At 75.0% G+C, this 23,023-nt stretch carries 14 protein-coding genes, 2 tRNA genes and 1 pseudogene; 6 read left to right on the top strand and 11 right to left on the bottom strand.

All coding sequences use genetic code 11. The features are described from left to right. Positions 1-9: 9 nt before the first annotated feature. Positions 10-456: a GNAT family N-acetyltransferase gene (locus ACWCYO_RS14425; protein WP_449784429.1), complete on the top strand. Its 447-nt coding sequence runs from the start codon at positions 10-12 to the stop codon at positions 454-456. Here ACWCYO_RS14425 and ACWCYO_RS14420 read toward each other — a convergent pair. From ACWCYO_RS14420 to ACWCYO_RS14380, 9 genes are all read right to left on the bottom strand, one after another. After that, the gene (locus tag ACWCYO_RS14420; RefSeq protein ID WP_270145130.1) at positions 453-1,589 is read right to left on the bottom strand and encodes a hypothetical protein; all 1,137 of its coding nucleotides are present in this window, start codon (positions 1,587-1,589) and stop codon (positions 453-455) included. The two genes, ACWCYO_RS14425 and ACWCYO_RS14420, sit on opposite strands and share 4 nt — an antisense overlap. Positions 1,590-2,011: 422 nt before the next feature. Beyond that, the gene (locus ACWCYO_RS14415) at positions 2,012-2,845 is read right to left on the bottom strand and encodes a hypothetical protein (protein ID WP_270145128.1); all 834 of its coding nucleotides are present in this window, start codon (positions 2,843-2,845) and stop codon (positions 2,012-2,014) included. Positions 2,846-3,044: 199 nt separating this feature from the next. Beyond that, positions 3,045-3,118, bottom strand: a tRNA-Met gene (locus tag ACWCYO_RS14410). A 66-nt stretch (positions 3,119-3,184) separates the two neighbouring features. Next, positions 3,185-4,504 (bottom strand): PrsW family intramembrane metalloprotease, encoded by a 1,320-nt coding sequence (locus tag ACWCYO_RS14405; RefSeq protein ID WP_270145126.1) that lies wholly within the window; start codon positions 4,502-4,504, stop codon positions 3,185-3,187. A gap of 116 nt (positions 4,505-4,620) precedes the next feature. Next, positions 4,621-5,451 (bottom strand): tRNA (guanosine(46)-N7)-methyltransferase TrmB, encoded by an 831-nt coding sequence (gene trmB / locus ACWCYO_RS14400; RefSeq protein ID WP_270145124.1) that lies wholly within the window; start codon positions 5,449-5,451, stop codon positions 4,621-4,623. A gap of 55 nt (positions 5,452-5,506) precedes the next feature. Then, complete coding sequence (gene lhgO / locus ACWCYO_RS14395; RefSeq protein ID WP_449784428.1) at positions 5,507-6,748, bottom strand: L-2-hydroxyglutarate oxidase; 1,242 nt, start codon at positions 6,746-6,748, stop codon at positions 5,507-5,509. Between the two features lie 597 nt (positions 6,749-7,345). After that, positions 7,346-8,923, bottom strand: coding sequence for a TROVE domain-containing protein (locus tag ACWCYO_RS14390; RefSeq protein WP_449784427.1), 1,578 nt, complete (start codon positions 8,921-8,923; stop codon positions 7,346-7,348). Between the two features lie 425 nt (positions 8,924-9,348). Continuing rightward, positions 9,349-9,479, bottom strand: a tRNA-Asn gene (locus tag ACWCYO_RS14385). Positions 9,480-9,486: 7 nt separating this feature from the next. Further along, entirely contained in the window at positions 9,487-10,914 is a 1,428-nt protein-coding gene (locus tag ACWCYO_RS14380) for an MFS transporter (protein WP_270145103.1), read from the bottom strand. Between the two features lie 729 nt (positions 10,915-11,643). On the opposite strand from ACWCYO_RS14380, the gene ACWCYO_RS14375 reads away from it, so the two are divergent. The 3 genes from ACWCYO_RS14375 to ACWCYO_RS14365 all read left to right on the top strand — a co-directional run bounded on the left by ACWCYO_RS14375 (position 11,644) and on the right by ACWCYO_RS14365 (position 15,505). Beyond that, positions 11,644-13,824 (top strand): asparagine synthase-related protein, encoded by a 2,181-nt coding sequence (locus ACWCYO_RS14375; RefSeq protein ID WP_449784426.1) that lies wholly within the window; start codon positions 11,644-11,646, stop codon positions 13,822-13,824. Positions 13,825-14,191: 367 nt separating this feature from the next. Continuing rightward, positions 14,192-14,713, top strand: coding sequence for a universal stress protein (locus tag ACWCYO_RS14370; protein WP_270145099.1), 522 nt, complete (start codon positions 14,192-14,194; stop codon positions 14,711-14,713). Positions 14,714-14,800: 87 nt separating this feature from the next. Beyond that, positions 14,801-15,505 (top strand): DsbA family oxidoreductase, encoded by a 705-nt coding sequence (locus tag ACWCYO_RS14365; RefSeq protein WP_449784425.1) that lies wholly within the window; start codon positions 14,801-14,803, stop codon positions 15,503-15,505. An 83-nt stretch (positions 15,506-15,588) separates the two neighbouring features. Here ACWCYO_RS14365 and ACWCYO_RS14360 read toward each other — a convergent pair whose 3' ends face one another. Together ACWCYO_RS14360 and ACWCYO_RS14355 are read right to left on the bottom strand one after the other, a co-directional pair. After that, positions 15,589-17,901 carry a sigma-70 family RNA polymerase sigma factor gene (locus ACWCYO_RS14360; RefSeq protein WP_449784424.1) on the bottom strand — a complete coding sequence of 771 codons (2,313 nt, stop codon included), beginning with the start codon at positions 17,899-17,901 and terminating at the stop codon, positions 15,589-15,591. 433 nt (positions 17,902-18,334) lie between these two features. Continuing rightward, positions 18,335-19,105 carry a TetR/AcrR family transcriptional regulator gene (locus tag ACWCYO_RS14355; RefSeq protein WP_449784467.1) on the bottom strand — a complete coding sequence of 257 codons (771 nt, stop codon included), beginning with the start codon at positions 19,103-19,105 and terminating at the stop codon, positions 18,335-18,337. Positions 19,106-19,791: 686 nt separating this feature from the next. On the opposite strand from ACWCYO_RS14355, the gene ACWCYO_RS14350 reads away from it, so the two are divergent. Both ACWCYO_RS14350 and ACWCYO_RS14345 read left to right on the top strand, forming a co-directional pair. Continuing rightward, positions 19,792-21,141 (top strand): NAD(P)/FAD-dependent oxidoreductase, encoded by a 1,350-nt coding sequence (locus tag ACWCYO_RS14350; protein WP_449784423.1) that lies wholly within the window; start codon positions 19,792-19,794, stop codon positions 21,139-21,141. A gap of 170 nt (positions 21,142-21,311) precedes the next feature. Beyond that, positions 21,312-22,604: pseudogene (locus ACWCYO_RS14345) on the top strand (SpoIIE family protein phosphatase); the annotation flags it as partial. Positions 22,605-23,023: the final 419 nt, after the last annotated feature.

Here is a 23,023-nt window from a genome sequence, read left to right as displayed (position 1 = left end):
CTCATTCCCATGAGCGAGACCACGATCCGGCCCGCCCAAGCGGCCGACGCCGACCGGCTCACCGCACTGATCCAGGCCTCCAGCGCCTACCGCGGCGCCTACTTCGCGATGATCGACGGCTACGTCGTGGAGCCCGACTACCTCCGACGCCACGAGGTCCGGATGGCCGTGGACCGCGCCGACGACCGGCTGCTCGGCTTCTACGCGCTGATCCACGAACCGGCCGAACTGGACCTGATGTTCGTCGCCGACGAAGCCCAAGGACTGGGCATCGGGCGGGCGTTGATCACGGACATGCTCGACCGCGCCCGGACGGCCGGGATCGCGACCGTCAAGGTCGTCTCGCACCCGCCCGCCGAGGGCTTCTACCTGCAGGTCGGCGCCGAGCGCACCGGCACCCGTCCGCCACAGCCCAAGACCCCCTGGGAGCAGCCCGAACTGCGCTTCACCGTCTAGGGTCCCGGCGGCTGCTGGGGGTCCGACTGCGGGGAGCCGGCCGGCGCGGAGTTCGCCGGCTCGGCGGCGGTCGGCTGCGCCGGGACGAAGGCCGTCGGTTGCAGCCGGGACAGGATCTTCTCCGCCAGCCAGCTGCGGTCCGAGCCGTACGGAATGCCCTGCGGGTCGACCAGCTGCGCCGCCACCGCGTCCCGCAGCCGTTGCGCCTCGGTGCCGGCCAGCCGGGAGAGCAGGCCCCGGGCGGCCAGCAGCGCGTGATACTGCTCGAAGCCGGAGCGCGGGTGCTCGATCGCGTCCAGCACGCTCGGCAGGTCCGCCAGCGACGGGTCGCCCTGCATCAGTGCGAGCGCCTGGATCCGGCGGCCCTCCGAGCCGTCCGCGAAGAGGTCCCGGACCTGGTCGGCGGTCAGCGCCGAGCGCTTCGCGGTCGAGCGGACCTCCGCGACCACGCCCTCCGGCCCGGCCGGGGAGCCCGCGGCGGGCGGCAACTGCGCGGCCAGCGCGGCGGGTTGCCCGGCACTGCCGCCGAGCAGCCCGAGCTGCTGCATCGCGCGCACCCGCAGGTCGTCGGCGCCCACCTTGTCGCCGTGCCGGTCGCGGTCCTGCCCGGCCAGGAAGAGGTCCAGCGCCTCGTCCGTCTCGGTCAGCACCCGCGGCAGCGCCAGCCTGGTGACCAGCCAGCCGGCCAGGAAGCCGAGGACCAGGAAGTACAGCACCAGCGCGGCCCCGAACGGCACTGCGGAGTCGTCCCCGCCGAGCGCGGGCGCCAGCGCCGTACCGAGCTGGTGCAGCCGCTCGCCGAGCGAGCCGAGCTGGGTCAGCCCGACGCCCAGCAGCACCTTGGTCAGCCAGTCGGAGACCTGCTCCAGGTTGGTGTTCGGCGCGTACGAGCCCTGCGGCTCGCCGGCGCCGCTCCGCACCCGGGGCACCCCGAACAGGAAGCCCAGCGCGCCGCCGAGCACCGTCGAGGCCCCGGCCACCACCAGTCCGCCGCCGAGCGCCTGCCAGGCGTGCGCCCGGCCGAGCGCGAACAGCAGCAGCCCGAGCAGGCCGGTACCGCCCAGCACTCCGGCCGCCGTCCACTGCGCCCTCCGCAGCGCCGACGTGCCGACCCGTCGTCGTGCCCTCGTCATCGCCCACCCCCTGTGCCCGCGGCCGCTCCGCCCCATCGTCCCTGTGGTGGGGCCGCGGCGACTCTAGCGCCGCGGCCCCACCACGGGAACGCACCGGGGGCTCCGCCGCTACGACGCGGTCGGCGGCCGGTCTCGACTCCGGAAACGCAGACGGCCCGCAGGCTGCTCCTCGGCGCCGGCCCGTGCACTGGCCTGGCGCCCGAGGCACCGGGGATGTACCGGTGAGCCTGCGGGCCGGGTGACTGCTGTGGATTTCGCCTGCCGGAGGCCTGGGGCCTCACCCTGCGCAGGCAGGGGCGGCTCTAGCGAGCAGCCACCTCACGCATCCTGATGGTACTCAATTCAGGATCACCTCCTTTCAGTGTGCAGCCACTGTAGGCAGGCTCCTGGCGGGAGGGCAACGGATTATTCGCGGGCTCCGCTCAGGCGCCCTTCACCTGGGCCTTGAACTTGGAGAAGTCGATCACGTTGTCGGCCGGCGGGGCCTGGACGGTGAGCGGCTTGTCGAAGTCGGAGAAGTTGATCGTGGTGTTGCCGTCCTTGGCCGAGACCGTCTCGACCTGCACCAGGTAGGGCTTGCCCTCGGTGGCGATCTGGAGGGTCGACTGCTCGCCCGAGCTGTCGGTGACCTTGAGGCTGAAGGTCTTCACGCCGTTGACGTTGCCCGCGACGCCCTTCTCCGCCTTGTCGGTCTTGCCGTCGACGATCTGCTTGCTGAAGTCGCTGAGGCTGCAGAAGCTGGTCATCATCTTCATCTGCGGGTCGCTGTCGAACCCGGTCAGGTAGCGCCCCTTGAGGAGCTCGGCGACCTGGGCGCCGTTCTTGTCCCCGGTCTGGCCCGCCATGGCGGCCAAGAAGGTGGGGTCCCCCTTCAGGTAGGAGGCCTTGCCGTCTCCGATGATGTCGATCTTGCCCATGCCCGGCAGGGTCACGGTGCCCAGGCACTGGCCCTTCTTGTCCATGGACAGGTCCATCTCCATCTTGCCGTCCGCGTCGGCCATGGTCCCGGAGATCCTGAGGGCGGTGGCGCCCGCCAGGGCGTCCTTGGCCTTCTGCTCGAGCTCCTGGGCGCTCAGCTTGTCGGTGTCGAGCTTCGCCACGGTCGGGGTCGGCGTGGCGGTCGGAGTCGCGGCAGCGGCGGCGGTGGTCGCGGGCGCGGCGGCCTTGTCCGAGTCCTTGTTGTCACCGCAGGCGGCCGTGCCGGCCCCCAGGAGGAGGCAGATCGCGGCAGTGCTCACCAGGCGCTTCGACAGCATCGAGGTCGTTCCTTATCCAGGGCACGGCCCCCCGCCGTCCCCCACTTGGCTGAAATTTTCCTCAGTATGGGGGAGCCCTACGACAGGAGATCTTGGATTCCGCCCCCGTTACCGCTTCGTGGCGGGACCGTGCTCTGCCCGTACCCGGAAACGCGAAAGGGCCCGGAGGAAGAATCCTCCGGGCCCTTCGGCTACTGAGTAGCGGGGACAGGATTTGAACCTGCGACCTCTGGGTTATGAGCCCAGCGAGCTACCGAGCTGCTCCACCCCGCGTCGGTGAACACAACAATACGTGGAAGTCGCCGAGATGGGAAATCGGTTCTTCGAGCCGGCCCCGGGCTACCCCCGTACGGGACGCCGTGCGCGCCGCCCGGCATGCCGCGCGGCGCGGGATCTGGCCCAGAGCGCGAAGCAGACCAGCGCCACGAAGCAGGGCACCATCAGCACCCCGTAGACCACCAGGAACCCGTCCGTCCCCAGGTCGGCGGCGGCGTTCCAGGTGCCGTGCAGCACCATCGCCGTCAGCAGCCCGGCGGGTGCGGCCAGCCGGGCCAGCCAGCGCCGGCCGGTGGTCAGGGTGACGGCCAGGCCGATCCCGGTGAGGGCGGTGAACAGCGGGTGGGCGAAGGGGGAGAGCAGGGCGCGCAGCACGAAGGTCTGCACGGTGCTGTCGAAGTCGCGCAGGCTGGGCGGATCGCCCAGGCCGATGCTGTCCAGCCGGTTGCGCTGGTCGGTGGTGAAGGCCCGGCCCAGGTAGAGGGCGTTCTCGGTGAAGGCGAAGCCGCAGGCCGTCATCCCGCCGAGGACCACTCCTGCGGCCAGGGTGCGCGGTCGGGAGCGGCGGTGCGGGGTGCCGGGGGAGGGCGGGGCCGGGCACAGGTAGGGCAACGGGCGCAGGTACGGCCGGCCCCGGGCGTGCGGTCCGGCCGGGCGGCGCAGGGACGGGCGGGGGCGCCGGGGCGCGGGCGACCGGTGCAGCAGCGGCGCGCAGGGGCGCCCGGAGCGGCGGCCGTGGCAGCGCAGCCGCTGGCCGAGCGGCAGGAGCAGCACCAGGAGGGCGGTGGCCTTGGCGCTCTCCTCGATCACCGGGGTGGCGATCCCGGCCCCGAGCAGTCCGCCGAGGGCGCCCTGGTGGGCGGTCAGGTAGTCGGCGGTCCAGTTGTTGGCGAGGATCGCGACCGTGGTGGCGGCGCAGGCGCCCCAGCCCAGGCAGAACACCGTGTGCCGCAGCGGCACCCGGGCGGTCAGGTTGAGCCAGGCCAGGCCGCCCAGCACGAAGGGCAGCGGCACCATCGCCAGGCCCAGGCCGACCAGCAGTCCGACGGTGCCGGTCTGCCGCTGGACCAGGTGCAGGATCAGCACCCCGCAGCCGATCAGGACCAGCACGGCGGTCGCGGTGACCGAGGAGAGCGCCATCGAGCGGCTGCGGAGCGGTGGCGCCGCAGGCGGTGGCCCGTCCGGACCGGGTGCCGAGGTGGCCGCGGGCTGCGGTGGCGCTCCGCCGGGCCGGGGCAGCAGCCGGTGGGCCCGGCGCTCGCGGGGCCCCGGGATGGTCCGGGTGTCACCGGTGCGCGGGGCCGTCCCCGGTGCGTCGGCGGCGGTGCGGACGGTCGTCCGCCCCAGCGAGACGCCCCGGCCGCCGCCCGACGGGCTGCCCATGCGGCACAGGGTAGGCCACGGCGGCGGCCCGTCGGGAGGAGTCGGGACGAATCGTTCGTCCCGGCCCCGACCGGCCGGTCAGCCCGCCGGGGCCCGTTCGAACGGCTGCCGACGGTTCAGCGGCGGCGGAACAGCAGGTCGTGCACCACGTGGCCCTTGGCGATCCCGGCCCGCTCGAACTTGGTGACCGGCCGCCAGTCCGGCCGGGGCGCGTAGCCGGGGATGCTGCCGTCCGGGTGGTCCGCGGGCTCCAGCCAGCCGGTCCCGTCACCCTCGGGGTGCAGGTTCTCCAGCTCCGGCGAGGCGGACAGCACGTCCAGCATCTGCTCCGCGTACGGCTCCCAGTCGGTCGCGCAGTGCACCAGGGCGCCCGGGGCGAGCCGGGGCAGTACGAGATCGAGGAAGGACGCCTGGACCAGTCGGCGCTTGTGGTGCTTGGGCTTCGGCCACGGATCGGCGAAGTAGACCCGCAGACCGGCCAGCGAGGCGTCCGGCAGCATGTCGCGCAGCAGGATGACGGCGTCGCCGGCGGCCAGCCGGACGTTCTGCGAACCGTCCCGCTCCAGCATGCCGAGCAGGTTGCCGTGGCCGGGGGTGTGCACGTCGGCGGCGAGGATGCCCATCGACGGGTCGGCGGCGGCCATCGCGGCCGTGGTCTCGCCCATGCCGAAGCCGATCTCCAGGGTGACCGGCAGGCCGCCGAACAGCTCCCGCAGGTCGAGCGGGGTGCCGTCGATCGGGACGCCGTACGTCTCCCAGCTCCGGTCCAGGGCGCTCGCCTGGGCGTTGGTCATCCGGCCCCGGCGCGGCTGGAAGCTGCGGATGCGCCGCTCCCGGTGCTGTTCCTCGGTGGCCTTGTGCGGGTACATCGGCGCGGGGTAGGCGGCCGGCGCCGCGGACAGCCGGGCGGACGGCGATTGCTGGGGGATCGGGGCGGTGGCAGTCACAATCACCCGAGTCTACGGGGCTTCGGGGGCCGTTCCGCAGGGCCTGTGACAGGACTCATCCGCCGGCCTCCAGGGCGGCCAGGGCCCGGCGGGCGACCTCGCGGCCGATCGGCAGCGAGGCCGTCGCGGCGGGGGAGGGGGCGTTCAGCACGTGCACCGTGCGGCGCGGGGAGCGCGGGTCCTCCGGGTCGAAGCCCGCGAAGGCGAAGTCGTCCAGCAGCGAGCCGTCCCGGGCCACCGCCTGCGCCCGCACCCCGGCGGCGGCCGGCACCAGGTCCGCGGCGGTCACGGCGGGCAGCAGCCGTTGGACGGCGGTGGTGAACGCCCGCTTGGACAGCGAACGGTGCAACTCGCCCACCTCGTACCGCCAGTGCCGCCGGAGGATCCGCCAGGTGCCGGGGAAGGCCAGGGTCTCGGCCAGGTCGCGCGGGCGGACGGTGCGCCGGTCGTACCCCTCGCGGGCCAGGGCGGGCACCGCGTTCGGGCCGACGTGGACCTCCCCGTGGATGCCCCGGGTCAGGTGCACGCCGAGGAAGGGGAAGGCCGGATCGGGCACCGGGTAGACCAGTCCGCGCACCAGCTCCCGGCGCTTCTCGGCCAGTTCGTAGTACTCACCGCGGAACGGCACGATCCGCACCCCCGGGTCGTCCCCGGCCAGCCGGGCGATCCGGTCGCTGTGCAGCCCGGCGCAGTTCACCAGCACCCGGCAGCGCAGCTCCCCGTCGGCGGTGCCGACCGTCACCCGGTCCCGGCGCCGGACGAGCGTCCGCACCTCGGTACCGGGCCGCAGCTCGGCGCCCGCGTCCCGGGCCAGCCGGGCGTACGTGGTCGCGACGGCCGGGAAGTCGCAGATGCCGGTCGTGGCCACGTGCAGCCCGGCCCGCCCGGCGACCTCCGGCTCGTAGCGGGCGATCCCGGCCCGGTCCAGCTCGGTGACCGGGATGCCGTTCGCCCGCCCCCGCTCGGCCAGCGCCGCCAGCCGGGGCAGCTCGGCGTCGTCGGTCGCCACGATCAGCTTGCCGGTGACCTCGTGCGGGATGCCGTGCTCGCGGCAGAACGCGACCAGCTCGGCGGCGCCCGCGACGGCGAACCGGGCCTTGTACGAGCCGGGGCGGTAGTACACGCCGCTGTGGATCACCCCGCTGTTGCGCCCGGTCTGGTGCGCCGCGAAGCCGTTCTCCTTCTCCAGCACCGCCACCCGCAGGCCGGTCCCGGCCCGTTCCCGGGTCAGGGCGTGGGCCGTGGCCAACCCGACGATCCCGCCGCCGACCACCACGACATCGAACTCGTCCGCCACCCTGTGCTCCTCGTCCGCTGCCCGCCCCTGATGCCGGGCCGACGCGGTCCGCCCGCCCGGCCTGCGTTGCCGATGCTGCCACGGGTCGGGGGCGGTGGCGCCCGTTTCCCGTCGGTTGCCCGGTCCGGGCCGGTGATGCTGTGGCGGGGATCGGTCGCCGGTGACGTCGTGACGCGTGATGCGCGGGGCGGGTGGCGGGCGCGGCCGAGGTTCGCGTGCACCGGTCGGCCCGTCAAGGCTCCGCTGCGCGGCTTCGCGGCCCGCCGCCCGTTCGCCGCGCGGCGCGGCTGGTGCGGGAGCTGCCCGCCGTGGTCCGGCGGGTGGCATGCCGAGGTGGGCGGCAGTGTCCCTGCCGCCCCCCTCGGGTCCGGGGCGGAGCCTCCCCTGGTGGCTCCGTCCCGGGGCTTCGGCCGGTCCCCCCGGTCCGGCCGTCGGTGGTGGCGCCGGGTCCCCCGACCCCGCGCCACCGTCACCCCCCGTCCGGCCGTGGCGATCGCGTGCCGAGTCCCCCGACTCCGCGCGCCACCGCCGTCCCCCGTCCGGCCGGGTCGCGGTGCGCCGGGCCCCCGACCCGGTGCACCGGCCGCTGCTAGACCTCTAGACCTCCCAGGGCCAGCCGGTGTCGGACCCCGCCTCCAGGAGGGGGATCAGCCGGAAGGCCGCGTCGCTCAGGCCGCCGAAGGTGTGCCGGTTGCCGCCGCCGCTGGGGCCGTGGCCCAGGACGTAGCCCGCCAGGTTCCAGGTGTAGACGGGAACGTGGGCCGGGACGGCGGCGAGCGGGTCGCTGCCCCGGTAGCCGAAGCCGGTCTGTTCGTCGGTGACGATCACCACCCGGTCGTGGCCCCGGTAGTGGGTGCGGACGGCTTCGGCGGTGTTGGTGCCGCCGAGGTCGGAGAACCGTTCCAGCACCCGCAGCACCGCCTCCCCGCGGCCGACCTCGATCACCCGGCTGCTGCTGCCGAACTCGACCAGGTCCGCCTCGGCCGCCCGGACCTTCAGCGCGGTGCCGAAGATCGCCGCCGAGTCCGCCCGGTTGAGCTGGGTCTGCGCGCTGGGCCGGTCGAACATCGAGCCGGAGCGGTCGACCAGGATCAGCGTCCGGCCGGGCAGTTCGGGCACGTTGGCGAGCGAGTGGCCGAGCGCCGTCTCCAGCGCGTGCCCCCACCGCAGCGAGGGCGCGTGCCGGTGGGCGGCCAGGTAGCGGAACGGGAACTGGCGCGAGCGCCGTACCTCGCCCGGGTCGGAGATCCGCCGGGCCACCTCGGCCGCGACCTCGTCCGACACCCGGGCCCGGTCGAAGTTGCGCAGGTTCCGGACCAGCGCCATCGGGCCCATGGAGGGGATGACCGCCTCCCAGGCGGCCGCGTCCAGCGGGCCCTGCAGCCAGCCGGCCAGCGCCTCCCAGGTCAGCCCGGCGGCGGCGAGCCGCTGCGCGCCGTCCTCGGCGGTCACGGCCGCCCGGCGCTGCTCGACCGGCAGCGCGAGCAGCTCGCGGTTGGCGGTCAGCAGCGGGAGGGTCGCGGGCGGGACGGCCTCCTCCGGCCGGTGCCGGCGGTCCAGCGCGTACGCGAACAGCGGGCCCTGCCAGGGCTTGTCCGGGTCCGGCGTCGGGTGGGTCAGCTCCAGGACGTCGCCGAAGCGGTAGCCCTTGCCCGCGGTGTCGTACTTGAGCAGCGAGCGGGCGTCGTACAGCCGCCGCACCGCGTCCGCGACGCCGCGCTTGAGCGGCTTGGGCAGCGCCCGGCCGTAGCGCGAGGTCCAGTACGCGAGCAGCTCGCCGGGCTCGTCGGCGCGCCGCAGCACCGCGTCGACGGCCTGCCGGGAGTACCCGTGGGCGCCCGCGGCCAGTCGGGCGCGGGTGAACTCGGCGGCGCCGACCAGCGCGGCGGTGCGCATCTGTGCCCCGTACCGCAGCCAGCGCAGCAGCCCGAGGGTCCACTCCGGCTCGGCGACGGCGAGTTCGCGCACCAGCGCGGTGAAGCGGTCGTCGCGGTCGCCGCCGAGCTCGTAGAAGGTGTCCTGGCCGACCATGTTGGCCACGGCCAGCAGGAACAGCTCGGACTTGCGGTCCCGGACGTAACCGGTGCCGCCCTCGTGGGTGAGGCCGTGCCGCCCGGTCGTGGTCACCGGCGAGCTCGGACTCGCCTTGGCCTTGCGGACGTTGAACCTGGACATGCTGCAGCCCCCCTCGGCGTGCTTGGTCGTCTACGGGAGGGAGGCATGCCGCGGTGAGGATTGCCCGAGATCATGCCGGTCGTTGTCCAACGACCGACGTCGGCGGAGGTGTATGCCTTGTGCTCTTCCGAATTGAGCTAGCGGCCGCACTCGCGCACGGCACGCCCGGGACTTGAACCCGGAACCGCAAGATCCGAAGTAACCCCCGCCTGCGCACCGGGCACCCCGAAGCGCAACTGCCTCCCGAGATCAAAGGTGGCCGCGGTCGATGGAACTCAGCTTCACCGCGCCCCGTGAGGGGCACTCCACAGAAGTAACCGCTGCCGTCGCACCGGGAGGTGCGGAATTCTATTCACGTGTAGGTGTCCAGAGTTCGAGGTCGGCTGAGGTGACGAAGCTGCTCTACCGACTGAGCTACACCGGCCCGAAGCCGATGACGGGACTCGAACCCGCGACCCGCCCATTAACAGTGGAAGTAACCTCTGCCTGCGCACCTGGACGAGAGAGACCTTAGCCAGGCCCCTCCCGCAGGCGCATCTGATTTATCGCCGGCTTCGCGCCGCTCACGCCGGAGCGACGATCACCGCCCGCGCCCGCTCCGTCAACTCCCGTACCCGGCGTTCACCCTGGAACGGCTCCAGTCGGCGCAGCATCTCCACCACGTACTCCCGGCTGCGCTGCGAGGAGATCCGGCCGGCCACCTCGACGGCGCGCTCGCCGGCGGCGACCGCGGCGTCCAGGTTGCCCGCCTCGGCCTCGGCCATCGCCGAGACCACCAGCCGCAGGCCGTGCGAGCGGACGAAGCCCTCGGTGGGCTTGGCCAGCGCCTCGCGGGTGAACTGGCGGACCTTGGAGGGCACTCCGAGGTCGCGGAAGCACTCGGCGGCGTCGGCGGCCAGCCGGTCGTAGGCGTAGAAGTCGATCCACGCCGGATCGGGATCCCCGGCGCGCGCTCGCTCGAGTGCGCTCTCCGCGGCACCGAGCGCCGTCGCACACGCCGCCGCATTGCGGGCCTTGGCCTGGGCGCGTGCCTCCACCAGGTGGAAGAAGCTCATGGTCCGGGCGGTGGCCAGGCTCCGGTTGCGCTCCAGCGCGGCCTGGGCGAGGTCGACGGCCTCCTCGGCGAAGCCCCGGTAGCCGGCCTGCAGGCTCATCGAGGCGAGCACGTACCCGCCGAGCGGTACGTCGGCGGCGGCCCGGGCGAGCCGCAGGGCCTGGATGTAGTAGCGCTGGGCGGCCTCGTGCTGCCCGGTGTCGAAGGCCATCCACCCGGCCAGCCTGGTCAGTTCGGCGGTCGCGCCGAACAGCGCCCGGCCGACCGCGTCGCTGTACGAGGCCAGCAGCAGCGGCGCCGCCTCCACCCGCAGGCACTCCGGCACCATCGACGAACGCCAGTCCCCGCCGCCGTACTTGGAGTCCCAGCGGCGGGCCTCCTGGGCGGCCTCGCGGAGCTTGACGGCGTCCGAGTGGCCGACCCGGTACGAGGAGTTCTCGCTGGGGGAGCGGGGTGCCTCGCGGGCCACCGAGCCGTCCGCCGGGTTGATCAGCCAGCGGGAGACGGGCGTCGCGTACGCGGCGACCGAGAAGGTGCCGGCCAGGCTGTCGCTCCAGCGGCCGCCACCGGGGCCGCGGCGCAGGTCGAGGTCGACCCGGAACAGGTCGGTGGCGGAGCGCACGGCGTCGGCGACGTCGCGCGGGAAGGCCAGGCCGAGTTCGGGCGCCGGGTCGGTGTCGCCCAGGCCGATCTCCTCCAGCGGGACGGGCCGGCCGAGCTTGCCGCCGATCGCGGTGGCGATCAGGTGCGGGACGGGCCCCTGCGGGACCATGCCCTTGCTGACCCAGCGGGCGACCGAGGTCTTGTCGTAGCGCAGCGTCAACCCGCGCTGGGCGCCCAGGTCGTTGACCCGGCGGGCCAGGCCGGCGTTGCTGATCTGGGCGAGGGTCAGGAGCGTGCCGAGCCGTTCGTTCGGTCCTCGTGGGCTGACGGTCATGGTGGCGGCGGCACCTCCTGCGGCCTTGTGCGCGGGGCCCGGGCGGCACCGGGCCGTAGCTGCTGTACCTAGAGTAGTCGGACGCGTTCCGACGGTTAAGAGGCCGCATTCCGGATGGCGGGATCGCGCACCCGGCGCCGCCGCACCCGGCCGTTGCGGCGGTTGGTCCGGACCACCCGGAGCGGTTCGGCCGCGCCGCGCGCCGGAGCGCCGTGCTCCGGTCCCGTGTTCACGTGCGCCCGGCCGTGCCCCCTGGCTCGACCGGCTGCTCGGCGATTCGCTGGTGGTCGTGGGTCGGCCCGCCGTCGAGGACCCGGCGGGCCGGGGGATGCCGCCGCCACAATCCCCGCGGGCGGCGGTGAAGTCCGGGAGGGCATGCGGATGCCCTCCCGGGCGGGGCGACGCCTTTCGGCCATCTCGCGATGCCCATGCCAAGGGCGGCGCCCGGGCGGTCCGGGCCAGGGAGGGGGAGGCCCGGCCCGCCCGAATCCATCCGCGCCGGAGTCCTGTCGAGTCCCGTTCGAGAGGTGCCGCAGCGCCGGCGAAACGGAAACGGAACCGACAACACCGACCCCGGCCGCGTGCGGTGGTGGCACCATGTCTCCTGACGGCGCGCCGGAACGAGGGCACGCCCGGACGCGCGGGCGGGCCGCCCCGGCACCCCACCCGGCCGCCCGCCCGGCGCCGGACGCGCCGCGCGAGTGCAGGTCCTCGTCCGGTGGAGGCGCGATGCGGTGGCTGACGGGCTGGAGCACGGGCACGCCCCGGGCGGGTGCGCCGGCGCACGAAGCCCTCGCCACGGTCGCGCCGATCGCCGCGCGGCCCCTGTGGACCGGCCCCAACCCGCTCTGGGCCGTGGGCGACTGGCGGCCCGAGGAGATCCGCCTGGTCACCCTCCGCCCCGGCGCCCCCGCCGCCGTCAGCACCGGCCCGACCGCCCCCGACCCGGTCGAGGACACCCCCGCCACCACCCGGCTCGCCGTCCTCGGCCACTGCGGAGCCACCGACGCCGAACTCGCCGCCGGCCTCGCCGCCGCCCGCGGCGGCGCCGTCCGCCACCTGACCGCCTGGCCCGGCAGCTACACCGTGGTGCTGCGCACCGGCACCCGCTCCACCCTGCTGCTCACCGACCTCGCGGGCGCCCAGCCCGTCTTCCACACCCCCTGGGCCGGCGGCACCGCGTACGCCACCGCCGCCCTCCCGCTCGCCGACCTGGTCGGCGCCGCACTCGACACCGGCCACCTCGCCGCCCGGCTCGCCTGCCCCGAGTCCCCGGAGGCGCTCGGCACCGGCACGCCGTACCTGGGCGTCCAACGGGTGCCGCCCGGCCACGTGCTCGCCATCCGCGGCGGCCGCCCGTACCTCGACGCCTACGACGAGCCGCCCGGCGCCGAACAGCCGCGCGACGAGGCGCCCGCCATCCGCGAACTCACCCGCGCCCTGCTGGAATCCGTCCGCTCCCGGGTCCGCACCAGCACACCGGCCGCCGGCCCCGCCGGGCGCGCCCGGCTCGGCGTCGACCTCTCCTACGGCACCGCCTCCGCCACCGTCGCCCTGCTCGCCGCCGCCGTGCCGCTGCCACCGGTGCCCCCGGTCGTCGGGACCGCGCCGCTCGCGGTCGGCGCCAGGAACGGCGCCGGTAGCAGCGCCTGGGGCAGGAGCGGGGCCGGGATCAGGAGCGGCGCTGTCAAGGGATCCTGGGTCCGGGAAACCGCCCAGGAACCGTCCGCCCCCGAGCAGTTGGCCGCCGTCACGCTCGGCGAGACCGAGCCGCCCACCACCCTCGCGCTCACCCCCGACACCCCCAGGCTGCGGCACACCGTGCTCGCCCCCGGCCCGGACACCCTCCCGTACGCCGTACTGCGCGCCGACCCCCAGTCCGGACCGCTCACCGACGAACCGGGACCCGAACTCGTCGCCGCCGCCCGCGCCCAGGCCCGCTTCGACGCCGGCGGCACCGACCACCTCACCGGCTACGGCGCCCGCCAGGTCCTGGACGGCCACCCGGCGCGGCTCGCCGACCTCATCCGGACCGGGCGGCCCCGCGAACTCCTGCCCCCGGTCGCGGCACTGGCGGGAGTCGACCGGGCGGCGGCGGGCGTACTCGCCGGCGCGCTGCGCACCCCGCTCACCGTGGTCCGGGCCGCCCACCGGCTCTCCCGGGTCCGCTACGCCGAGGCGCTGGACGAGGCGGCCGCCAAACTGACCGCCCGCCACGTCCCGGACGGCGCGGGCACGGCGGGCGACCGCTCGGCCGTCGACCTCGCCTGGTGCGTCCCCGGCCCGGCCGCCCGCTGGCTCTCCGACGAGGCGCTCTCCTCGGTGGCCCTCCGGCTGCGACTGGCGGCGCGCAAACCGGCGCCCGAGGAACACCCCGGCGCACACCGCGCCCGGCACGCCCTCCACCGCCAGGCGCGCTCCTACCGCACGCTCGTGCACGCCGCCGAACGACCCGGCCAGCGCCTGCACGCACCCTTCTTCGACAACCAGGTGGTCCGCGCCGCCCGGCTGCTCCCCGACGACGTCCGCCTCCAACCCGGCGCCCGGCACGCCCTCCTGCACGCCGTCCTCACCGGCGCTGGCCGCACCGACCTGCCCCCCGACTGGGGCCGCGGCCCCCGCCCCGACCGCACCGCCCCCACCCGGGCCGGCCTGCGCCTCGCCGCCGACGGCCTCGCCGAACTCTTCGACGCCCCCCTCCTCGCCGAAGCCGGCCTCATCGACCTCCCCGCGGTCCGCGCCGGCCTCGCCCACTCCGCCGACCCCACCACCCCCCTCTCCCCGGCCGCCCTCGCCGGCCTCGCCGACCTGGTCTCCACCGAACTCTGGCTCCGCCGCCTCCGCGCCCGCCGCCACGGCGCCTGCTGGACCGGCCTCCCCCACCCCCACCCCCCGGCCCTCACTCCCTGACTGCTCCCAGGCCCGCCACCGGTCGCGCCGGCCCGGCACGCCCGAGCTCGACCCGTCGTCCCTCGCCGCCAAGAGGGACCGTGCCCGGCCGACCGGCCATCTCGCGCCCACCGGTTGCCTACACATCCACGGCCCCGACCGACCTGCGACAGCAGCGGCCGGCCCGATGGCACCGCGGCTCGCAGCGCTCATCCCTCCCGATCGTCCAACCCGGACGGACTCCACCCCATGCTTCGGCCCGGCTGTCCCGAGCCGTCCCGCCGGGTCGGCATGCCCCGCCCCCCTCGTCCGGCGCGGCTGTCCCGAGCCGTCCCGCCGGGCGGGTGATGATGGCGGGGCTGTGAGTCCGCGGTGAGGAGTGTGCGTGGTGGCCGGTGTGAGCCCGGGGCAGGAGGTTCCCGTGGTGCTGTCGGTGCTCGGGCGGCCGCCGTCGGGGCGGCCGCCCGGGGTGCTGGCGGCGTGTGACGGCTCGGACGGGTCGCTGTGGGCGTTGGACCGGGCGATGACGGAGGCGGAGCTGTTCGGGCTGCCGCTGTACGTGCTGGCCGTGGTGAACCCGGCGCCGGCCGGTTACCCGCCGGGGATGGCGGAGCTGGTGCAGGAGAGCGTGGAGACGCTGGTCGAGAGCATGGCGGACGGACTGCGCCGGGCGGTGGCGGCCGTGCTGCGGCAGCGGGTCCGACCGTACGCGGGGGAGCTGTCGCTGCACGTGGTCCTGGGCAACGTGATCGAGGTGCTGCTGGAGGCGTCGACCCGGCAGCACACGCTCGTGGTGGGCACCCGGGGCAACGGGGGCTTCGCCCGGCTGCTGCTGGGTTCGGTGAGCTCGGCGGCGGTGCACCACGCGGCCTGCCCGGTCCTGGTGGTGCCGGCGCCCGCGGAGGGCTGAGTCGGCGGTGTCGGGAATGTACCGAGATGGTTCATCGTTCACCCATCCCGTACATCCGCCCGCGACGCCCCCTGGAGCCCCCCGAACATGAAGGTCGAGATCTGGTCCGACATCGCCTGCCCCTGGTGCTACATCGGCAAGCGCCGCTTCGAGCAGGCCCTGGCGGACTTCCCGGGCAAGGAGGACGTCGAGGTCGTCTACCGCCCGTACCAGCTGGTCCCGGACGCGCCCGCGACGGCGAGCCCGCACCGAGCCTGGCTGGCCGAGCGCTACGGTCCGCAGTCGGTCGCGATGGACGCGCGGGTGGCCGAGCTGGGCCTCACCGAGGGCATCAGGTACGACTTCGACGCCGCCCTGCACGCCAACACCTTCCTGGGCCACCGCCTGCTGCACCTCGCCGAGACCGAGTACGGTGCCGAGGCGCAGGGCCGGCTCAAGGAGGCGCTGCTGAAGGCGCACTTCACCGACGGCGTGGACGTCGGCGACCGCGCCGCGCTGGCCGACGTCGCCGTGGCGGCGGGCCTGGACCGCGAGCGGGTGACCGCCTACCTGGCGGGCGACGAGGGCACCGCCGAGGTCCGCGCCCAGCTGGCCGAGGCCCGTGAGCTGGGCATCAGCGCCGTGCCGACCTTCGTGTTCGAGGGCAAGTGGGCGGTCCAGGGCGGGCAGGAGGCCGAGACCTTCCGCAAGGTGCTGGAGCAGGTCGCCGCCGAGATCGGCGAGCGCCGCCCGGCGCCGGTGCCGGTCGCCCCGGCCGGGGAGGCCTGCGCGGACGGTTCCTGCGCCATCTGAACAGGACCGCAGGATCCGGGGCCCGTTCCCGGGGAGCCGTCAGCGGCCTCCGGAACGGGCCCGTGCCCGAGCCGTGACCAGCGCTACGAGCACCTGAACCGGGCCTGCGCCCAGTCCGCGAGGTTCAGCGCCGACCAGATCCCGTGCACCGGCGTGACCACCAGCCGGATCGACGTCCGCCCGGCCAGCGGCACGTGCACCGGCACCGCGTCGTCCCCGGCGCTGAGGGCCGGGGAGCGCCACAGGGTGGTGCCGTCGCCGCCCTGGACGGTGAAGACCACCGCGCCGGGGCTGAGCGTGGCGTCGTCCACCCCGGCGACCGCGTCGAAGGACGTGCAGCTGCGGTTGAGGTCGATCAGCGTGGTGGCCGGCGCGTGCACGGTGATGGCGTGCGGGTGGTACTCGCCGCCGATCCAGCCGCCGTCGCGCTGCCAGAACCTGTCGCTGCCCTTCTGCCGGATGCTCGGGCCCTCCGGGGGCACCCGGTGGTGGCCGGGTTTGACCACGGGCAGCGTGTCGCCCCAGAAGTCGCTGGGCGCGGGCGGGGTCGGCGGGGTGACGGTCGGCGTCGGCACCGGCGGGACGGTGGGCGTCGGGATGACTGGCACCTCCGGCGTCGGCACCGGCGGGAGGGTCGGCGGGGTCGGGGTCGGGATGACCGGTGCCTCGGTGGTCGACGCGGTGGTCGACGCGGTGGTCGACACGGTGGTCGGCTCCGGAGTCGGCTCGCGCCGCGGGGCCCGGGTGGCCGCCGGGGCCTGGGCCCGGGTCGACTTCGGGGCCGGCTTCGGACTGGGGCTCGCGCTCGGGCTGGCCGCGGGCTGCTCGGGGGCCGGGGCGGCGCTGCTGGGCATCGGGGCCGGCGGAGCGGGCGCGGGCACCACGGGGGCGGGCGAGGCCGGGGCGGAGGCGACCGGGGGAGCGGCCACGGGGAGCTTCGGCTCGGGCGAGCCGGTCAGCGCGTATGCGGCCACCGCGGCGGCCGCCACCGCGACGGCGGTGGCGACCCCGGCCTTGGCGGCGGTCCCCAGGCCCTCGCCGGCCACCGCACCGGCCGCGCTCCCGCCGGAACCACCCGAAGCGCCGGAAGCCCCCGCCGCACCCGAGGCCCCCGCCGCACCGGCCGAACCCGAAGCACCGGCCGTCCCCGCGGCCGTCCCCGAGGACCCGGCCACCGCCGATCCCGCCGCGGCGGCACCGCCGACCGCGGCGGCACCGCCCACCGCGGCCGCGGCGGCGCCGAACCCGCCGACCCCGATCCAGACCAGCACGCCGCCGGGCAGCAGCGCGCGCAGACCGGTGTTGATCTCGGTGAGTTCGAGGCAGGCCGCCGTGCAGCGGTCGCACTCCTTGAGGTGGCGTCCGACCTCCGCCGAGGCCCGCTTGCGCAGCGAGCCGCGCGCGTACGCCCCGAGCCGGTTGGCGTACGCCTCGCAGGTGCTGTCCTGGCTGCCGGAGACGTGTGCCTGGAGGAAACCGGCGGCCAGCCGGTCGCGGGCCCGGTGCGCCTGGACGGCGGTGGCGTTGGCGGTCTTGCCGAGCATCACGGCGACGGTCTTCGGCGACTCCCGCTCGACCTCGGTGTGCCAGAGCACCACCCGGTCGTCCTCGGGCAGCTCGGCGTAGGCCCGCATGACCATCCGCTGGTCGGCCATCGCCATCGCCCAGGCGTCGGCGCCCGGGTCGGCTAGGTCGAAGTCGACCACGGCGGCCGAGCTCTGGGCGAACGCGCCGAAGTCGTCGACGAGTTGTTCGCGCCGCTCGCTGCGGGTCCAGGCGGCTGCGACGTTGCGCACCGCGGTCAGCAGGTAGGCGCGGACGGCGAACTCCGGTCCCTTGCCCGCCTTGAGCGCCTGCAGGGTGCGGGCGAAGACCTCGCCCGCGAGGTCCTCTGCGGTGAAGCTGTCCCGGCAGCAGGTGCGGGCGTAGCGGCGCACCGAGTGGACGTGCCGGAGGTAGATCTCCTCGTACGCGGTGTCGTCGCCGGCCCGGACCCGGGCGGTCAACTCGGCGTCGGAGGGCGGGCGCTCGCCGTCCACCGGGTCGGCGGGGGCGGGTACGGTCGGGCGGGCCGGGCGGCCGTCGCCGACGAACGCCTCGGGGGCGACGCCGCCCCGGCCCGCCGGGGCCTGGCCGGGCACCCGACCGGGCGGCAGCGGGGTGGAGGAGGCGGAGAGCGACTCGCGGCCGGGCCATCCGCCCTGGTCCGGGACGTGCCCGGCACCCGAACCGGCCGCGGCACCCGAACCGGTGGCAGCGCCCGAACCGGTGGCGGGGCCCGGGACTTGGGTGGCGCCGCTACCACCGGGTCCTGCGGCGGATCCCTCGGCCGTACTACCGGAGAGACCCCCGAAGTCGAGGCCGTACCCGTAGTCGTTCTGTTCCTCGGCGCTCACAACGGACCCCAGATTCCACGACAGCCCCCGTAGTGTGGCAGGGCGCGCGGGAGTGCGTAGGTGCACGGTTCCCCGGCGTACGGCGCCGACGGCGCGCGAAGGGCGCGCATCGGGACATTGGCTCCAACCACGGGCAAAGGATGGCATAGCGCAGGGGCGGGTGGTAGCCGGACCGGCCGGTACCCACTCTTCCGAGGGGCCGTCGCGGATGGTTCGCCCAGCGTGCGGCGGTGGGTCGCGCGACGCCCGCACCCGGCGCGCGTGCCCTGTGCGCGCGCCGGTGTCCCGTTCAACTTTCGTGCCCGTCCGGCGCGTCGACCGTGCCTGCCCGACGCGACGGCCGCAGCCCGTTCGCCGCACCGAGGTCCCGTCCGCTGGCCGTCCGCTGTCCGACCGCGGAGGCCGACCGCGAAGGCCGGGGTCGGACACCGGATCAGCGCGCCCGCAGACCGTCCAACAGGATCTGCAGCAGCCGGTCCGACGGCCCCGCGGCCGGTTGACCGTCCGTCTGCGGCCCAATCGCCGTGAACCCGGCCGCCGTCGGCGCCGAGACCGAGGGGCGCGCCGCGTGCACCGGCACCGACGCGGTCAGCACCAGCACCACGTCCGACACCGTGACGCCCGGCCGCAGCTCGCCGGCCGCACCCGCCCGCGCCACCAGGGCCGCCAACAGCTGTAGCAGCAGCCGGGGATCGGCGTCCGCCGACGAGGGATCGACCGCCGCCCCGGACCGAGCCTCCTCGCCGCGCAGGTCGAAGCGGACGGCCGCCGGCGGTTCCGGCGCCCGCTGCTCGGCCACCCGGCCCAGCTCCTCCGCGTACCGGAACGCCTCCGGCGGCAACAGCCGCCCGGCGCCGGTGCTCACGGCCCGGGCGAGGTACCCGGCCAGCGCCTCCCAGGCGCCGTCGCCGCCGTACAGCGACTCCCGCGCCTGCGCGGTCAGCCAGGCCACCTCCTCGGCGGCGATCCGCTGGACCAGCACCTCCTTGCTCGGGAAGCGCCGGTAGACCGTGCCGACCCCGACCCCGGCCCGGCGTGCGACCTCCTCCATCGGAGCGCCGTAGCCGAACTCGCCGAACACCTCCCGGGCGGCCCGCAGCACGCTCTCGAGGTTCCGCCGGGCGTCCACCCGCAACCGGGCCCCGGGTACCGGCGCGGTGGTCTGCGGGGGCTCCGCCCGGTACGGGACGGCCGCGTACGTCATCCCGCCCTGCGGCAGGTCCACCGGGCCCCGCTGCTCCGGCACCACGCCCTGTCCGGCGTGCGGTGCGCCCGCCCGCCCCAACACCTGCTTCTGTTCCATCATCCCAACTCTCCCCCGCAGGCGTCCGAAACCGGACCCTGTCGTCGCCCGCCCCTGCACCCCCCGGTGCAGCTCAGCCCGTCAGAAATGACCAGATGACCCATCGCTCGTGCCGCCCGTCCCGTTCCGGTGACCACGGTCGTGCCGCCGGGCCGCCTTGACGTCCGGCTCGGTGCGTCGGCACCGCCCGGGGCCTCGTCCGGGAACTACCCTTCCCCGGATGACTGTTCCCCAGTCGGGTTCTCGCGCCAATGCTGGAACTGGCCGTAGTGGCCGCTCCACGGTGCGTCGCCGCCGGTTGTCATGGCGGTGGCCGCTCCAGCACACAATCCGACCATAGTTCACGGCTCTTCGAGGCCGAAAGTGCGTCAGAAAGTCGCCCGGCGAGCACAACTGGCCACGGCCGTCACTTCCGTCACAACCAGCCCGGTACGGACTGTGGACAAGACCACCTCCGCCGGTCCTTCATAGGGGGCGTGATGGGGGGACACCCCCCCGGCCGTCGGACGCCCGGGGCCGGGACGAAACGTCACATCGGCAGGAGGTGCACCATCAGGATCCTGATCGCCGGCGGCGGCTGCGCGGGGATGGCCACCGCGCTCCATCTCCAGCGTGGCCTGCGGGAGCGGCTGCGGCGCGGCGAGGTGGAGATCACCGTCGTCGAACCCCACGCCTACTCCACCTACCACCCGCTGCTGGCCGAGGTCGCGGCCGGCTCGATCGACCCGCGGCACGTGGTCGTCCCGCTGCGCCGGGCCCTGCCGGACTGCCGGGTGCTGACCGCCCGGATCACCCGGATCGAACACGCCGCCCGCCGCGCCCTGGCCGACGCCGCGGGCCCCGGCGAGCCCCCGGCGCCGCTCGAACTCCCTTACGACGTCCTGGTGCTGGCCCCCGGCTCGGTCTCCCGGACCGCCCCGGTGCCGGGCCTGGCCGAGCACGGGCTCGGCTTCTCCACCGTCGGTGACGCGGTCCACCTGCGCAACCACGTGCTGGAGCAGCTCGACCTCGCCTCCGCCACCCGCGACCCAGCCCTGCGGCAGTCCGCGCTCACCTTCGTCTTCGTCGGCGCAGGCTACGCGGGCGTCGGCGCGCTCGCCGAACTGGAGGACATGGCCCGCACCGCCGTACGGAGCTACCACAACGTCCGCGCCGAGGACCTGCGCTGGGTGCTGGTCGAGACGACCGACCGGATCCTCGCCGAGGAGTCGCCCGAACTCGCCGAGCACACCCTCGGCCAGCTGCGCGAACGCGGCGTCGACATCCGGCTGCGCACCACCCTGGAGTCCGCCGTCGGCGGGGTGGCCGCGCTCTCCGACGGCAGCCGCTTCGGCGCCCGCACCCTGGTCTGGACAGCGGGCGTCCGGCCCTCCCCGATGCTGCGCGACACCGATCTGCCGCTGGACGCCCTCGGCCGGGTCCGCTGTCTGGCCACCCTGCAGGCCATCGGCCCGGACGGGCGCGCCCTGCCGGGCGTCTGGGCGGCCGGCGACGGCGCCGCCGTACCCGATCCGCACGCGGACGGCGCCCCCTGCGCGCCCAACGCCCAGCACGCCGTCGCCCAGGCCGAGCTGCTCGCCCGCAACATCGCGGTGGCCCTGGACGGCGGACCGCACGCGCCTGGGCTGGTCGGGTACCGGCCCGGCCCCGCCGCCTGCTCGACCTCGCTCGGCCTGCACCGGGCCGTCGCCCACACCCGGCGCGGCGGGCGGATCACCGGCCGGCGGGCGTGGTGGCTGCACCGGGCGCGGCACCTGCGGCGGCTGCCGAGCGCGGAGCGCCGGGCGCGGGTGCTGATGGACTGGGTGCTGGGCGGGGTGTTCTCCCGCGAGGTGGTTTCCCTGGGGGCGATGGAGCACCCGCGTGCGGTCTTCGAGGACGGTTTCGATTCCGGAGCGGGCCGACCGCCCGGCCCCGGACCGGAAGGGCCCCGGTGAACGCCCCGGTCGGCCGGGGCCGACGGCCGATCCGACGGCCACGCCGGGCGCGCGACTTCCGGAACCGGCCCTCCGCCTGACAGGATCAGCCCGAACTGGTCATTACCCCGTGTGCTGACGTGCGCACAAAAAGTGATGATATGTCTGGAAAACGAGGAAGCGGCCGTCGTTTGAACCTCATGCGCTGGAGCGCCCGGCTCACCGGAGTCCCCTGGCGTGCCGCCCCACCCAACGGGGCCGGCACCGACGAGGGCACGCCCTCCACCGACGGCGTCGTCGTACCCAGCCCCCGCGACCCGACCAGCCCCACCACCACGGTCGAGCTCCTCGAACCGCACAAACCCCAGAACCTGCGCGAGGTCCTCAACCGCATCCCGGCCCCGGTCGCCGTCACCTACGGCCCGCTCCACCAGCTCGGCTACGCCAACCGCGCCTACCGCGAACTCTTCGGCGACCGCCCCACCGGCCTGCCCGCGGGCGAGGCCCTCCCCGAACTCGCCACCATGGGCGTCCTGCCCCTGATGGACCAGGTCATCCGCGGCGGCCGCCCCCGCAGCGTCAAGGCCCGCTGCATCCTCGGCCTCACCGGCAACCGCTACTACAACGTCTCCTGCGTCCCGCTCGGCTCCGGCGAGACCGGAGACACCCCCACCGAGGGCCCGCCCGCCGGAGTCCTGATCTTCGCCGCCGAGGTCACCGACCAGGTCCTCGCCGCCGCCCGCCTGCGCGAAGCCGAACGCCGTCAGCGCGAGGCCGCCGTCACCCTCCAGCGCAGCCTGCTCCCGCAGAAGCTCGACCAGCCCGCCGACCTGCGGGTCGCCGCCACCTACCAGCCGGGCGGCGCCGAGGCCGCGGTCGGCGGCGACTGGTACGACGTCATCGCCATCGCCGGCGGGCGCACCGCACTCGTCATCGGCGACGTCATGGGCCGGGGCCTGCGAGCGGCCGCCGTGATGGGCCAGCTGCGCACCGCCGTGCGCGCCTACGCCCGCCTCGACCTGCCCCCGCACGAGGTGATGTGCCTGCTCGACGGCCTCGCCATGGAGATCGACGCCAACCAGATCGCCACCTGCACCTACGCGGTCTGGGACCCGCAGCACCGCACCCTCTCCTATGCCTCGGCCGGCCACCTCCCCATGCTGCTGCGCTGCCCCGACGGCACCATCCTGCGCAGCGAGGAACAGAACGGCCCCCCGCTCGGTACCGGCGGCGGCCTGCACGTCTCCCACACCCTGCGCCTGCTCCCCGGTACGACCGGCGTCCTCTACACGGACGGCCTGGTCGAGCGCCGCGACGAGGACATCGACCAGGGACTCGACCTGCTGGCCCGCACCCTCACCGGCGCGGTCGGCGCCCCCGAGGTGATCTGCGCCCGGCTGCTGCGGGCGATGGGCGTGACCTCGGAACACGACGACGACGTCGCCGTCCTGGCCTTCCAGCTGCCGACGGAGGAGGGCGCCGAGAATTCGGTTGCGGAGCTTGACTCGGCAAGACCACAGGTCTAGTGTTCTTCGAGTTGCCTGGCAGGGAGCACCGGACACGCGTCGGCGCGGACGGTCCCGGGGCAGCCAATCCCTTGAAACACCACTTCTCGGCTCGTGCCGGTCGTTTCGCGTTCTCGCGTCGCGGCTCGGTGCGTATTCGGTGTGCGCGTTTTATCGGATTGCGGTCGGACTCGGCTGGATTCGCTTTTCGGAGCGGGGATCGGCTAGAGTTTGAAACGTCGGACGGGGCGTCAAGCGTCGGAAGGCAGCAGCGAGTTGGATGACGAAGCCCCGGAAAACGGAGCGGAAAACATCTGATAAGCTGGAAACACGAAAGAACGAAGCGCCCGGAGGGCCCGCTGGAAGGCGGTCCGAAGGAAGCGTCCGTTCCTTGAGAA

Source organism: Kitasatospora sp. NPDC001683 (assembly GCF_053596495.1).
This window is presented reverse-complemented; position numbering and strand designations above follow the sequence as displayed.

Coding starts and splice junctions, on each gene's coding strand:
- ACWCYO_RS14390 (WP_449784427.1), bottom strand. CDS start 8,923: ATGTCCAGGTTCAACGTCCGCAAGGCCAAGGCGAGTCCGAGCTCGCCG.
- ACWCYO_RS14375 (WP_449784426.1), top strand. CDS start 11,644: ATGCGGTGGCTGACGGGCTGGAGCACGGGCACGCCCCGGGCGGGTGCG.
- ACWCYO_RS14365 (WP_449784425.1), top strand. CDS start 14,801: ATGAAGGTCGAGATCTGGTCCGACATCGCCTGCCCCTGGTGCTACATC.
- ACWCYO_RS14415 (WP_270145128.1), bottom strand. CDS start 2,845: ATGCTGTCGAAGCGCCTGGTGAGCACTGCCGCGATCTGCCTCCTCCTG.
- ACWCYO_RS14420 (WP_270145130.1), bottom strand. CDS start 1,589: ATGACGAGGGCACGACGACGGGTCGGCACGTCGGCGCTGCGGAGGGCG.
- ACWCYO_RS14405 (WP_270145126.1), bottom strand. CDS start 4,504: ATGGGCAGCCCGTCGGGCGGCGGCCGGGGCGTCTCGCTGGGGCGGACG.
- ACWCYO_RS14380 (WP_270145103.1), bottom strand. CDS start 10,914: ATGACCGTCAGCCCACGAGGACCGAACGAACGGCTCGGCACGCTCCTG.
- ACWCYO_RS14425 (WP_449784429.1), top strand. CDS start 10: ATGAGCGAGACCACGATCCGGCCCGCCCAAGCGGCCGACGCCGACCGG.
- ACWCYO_RS14355 (WP_449784467.1), bottom strand. CDS start 19,105: ATGACGTACGCGGCCGTCCCGTACCGGGCGGAGCCCCCGCAGACCACC.
- ACWCYO_RS14350 (WP_449784423.1), top strand. CDS start 19,792: ATGGCCACCGCGCTCCATCTCCAGCGTGGCCTGCGGGAGCGGCTGCGG.